Here is a 2008-nt window from a genome sequence, read left to right as displayed (position 1 = left end):
TATTCATGAAGAGCACGATGCAGGACGTACCTTTGACGGTGTCGTCGATCCTTCGCCACGTCGCGACGAATCACGCCGGAAGGCAGGTGATCACCTACGGCGGCGCCGAACCGGCTCGAACCACGACTTACGGGCCCCTTGAGGAACGCTGCGGTCAGCTGGCCAATGCTCTGCGTCGTGCCGGTGTGGGCGACGATGACCGTGTAGCTACTTTGCTGTGGAACAATCAGGAGCACCTAGAGGCGTACGCTGCGGTTCCCGCCATGGGTGCCGTCCTGCATACCCTGAATCTGCGGTTGTCTGCGTCCCAACTGTCGTTCATCGCGAATCACGCTGAGGACCGGGTCATCATTACGGATAGTTCGCTGGTGCCGTTGTTGGCACCGGTGCTGCCGGGCCTGTCGACCGTACGTGTCGTGTTCGTCGCCGGCGGTGGGGAGGTGTCGGCGCTGGAGGGCAACGGCGTCGAAATCATTCGTTATGAGGACGCGCTCGCTGCGGAGTCCCCGGCCTTTCCGTGGGCAGAACCCGATGAGAGATCGGCGGCGGCTATATGCTACACCAGCGGAACCACGGGAGACCCCAAGGGGGTTGTCTACAGCCACCGTTCGATGTTCCTTCACTCGATGGCAGCCTGTACCGGCAATGCGCTCGCCGTGGAGGAGGGTGACCGAGTCCTGCCGGTGGTGCCGATGTTCCACGCCAGTGCCTGGGGTCTTCCCTATGCGGCCCTTATGGCGGGTGCCGACTTGCTTCTGCCCGACCGATTCCTGCAGGCGGCGCCTCTGGCGGACATGATTCAGACACATCGGCCCACGAAAGCGGGTGCCGTTCCGACCATCTGGAACGATCTGTTGCAGTTTGGGTCATCGCATCCCGATGTGGATCTGTCGTCGATCAGTCTGGTCGCCTGCGGGGGTGCGGCGGTGCCGCAGTCGTTGATCGAGGGATTCGCGGACAGGTTCGGCGTCCCGATTATCCAAGCGTGGGGGATGACGGAAACCTCGCCACTCGCCGCGGTGAGTCGACCACCGGCCGGTGTCGCACCGGAATCCGATATGACGTATCGCAAGCGTCAGGGCCGTGCCATCTGTGGCGTCGAGATGCGTCTCACCGACGAGGCCGGTATGCCGGTTCCACGTGACGACAGGTCCGTGGGGGAACTGGAAGTGAGGGGGCCGTGGATCACCGGTGGCTATTATAATATGGACGAAGACAGCGACAAGTTCCGTGACGGCTGGCTGCGGACTGGCGATGTTGGCCACATCAGCCCGGACGGCTATCTGACGCTCACCGATCGAACGAAGGACGTCATCAAGTCCGGTGGCGAGTGGGTCTCATCGGTGGAGCTCGAGAACACCATAATGGGCCATCCTCAGGTGGCCGAGGCTGCCGTGATCGCTATCCCCCACGAGCGATGGCAGGAGACGGCCCTAGCCGTGGTCGTCCGGACGCACGGCAGCGACGTTACCGCCGATCAACTCGGCCAGTGGTTCCTCGAGAATTGCCCCGCCGAGATCCCTCGTTGGTGGATTCCCAAGAACTGGGCGTTCGTGGACCAGGTGCCACGCACCAGCGTGGGCAAGTTCGACAAAAGAGCTTTGCGTGCCCAACATGCCGACGGGGATCTCGTCGTCGTGCCGAACTGAACACATTCTCGCTGACGGCGGCGGTTCGCTGAACCGCCGCCGTCTGGTGTTCACCGCCTCGGCTGATGCTCTCAGAAGTGCTCAGGCCAGGCAGTCCGCAGCGATGACTCACACTGCGACCGAGCATTACAGCACGGGGTGTAGCGAAAGCGTTAGCGCGAATGGGCAATTGATCGTGGGGCCGTTTCACAGCAGGAACCGAGAGTTCCTGTCAACCCTCGCGCGCCTGATGTAGATTCACCCCGCCATCAGCGATTAGACGTCGTCAAAGGTCCTCTGGCATAGGGTCCTACCTCGGTGGAATCCCGGCTCACGGCCGCGCGGTGCAGCCGCCCTGGCCACCAGCTCGCCTCACCGAG

1 protein-coding gene is annotated in these 2008 nt (G+C 62.7%); it reads left to right on the top strand.

The genetic code is table 11. From position 1 onward, the window contains the following. Positions 1-5: 5 nt before the first annotated feature. Positions 6-1649 (top strand): fatty acid--CoA ligase, encoded by a 1644-nt coding sequence (locus GOALK_RS06240; protein ID WP_006357955.1) that lies wholly within the window; start codon positions 6-8, stop codon positions 1647-1649. The last annotated feature ends 359 nt before the right edge of the window (positions 1650-2008 follow it).

The sequence above is a fragment of the Gordonia alkanivorans NBRC 16433 genome, assembly GCF_000225505.1.
Lineage (GTDB): Bacteria > Actinomycetota > Actinomycetes > Mycobacteriales > Mycobacteriaceae > Gordonia > Gordonia alkanivorans.
The sequence above is the reverse complement of the archived record's forward strand: the minus strand, read 5'-3'. Positions and strand labels throughout refer to the sequence as shown.

What these genes read in the sequence shown, in the direction of transcription:
- GOALK_RS06240 (WP_006357955.1), top strand. Translation starts at nt 6, where the DNA reads ATGAAGAGCACGATGCAGGACGTACCTTTGACGGTGTCGTCGATCCTT.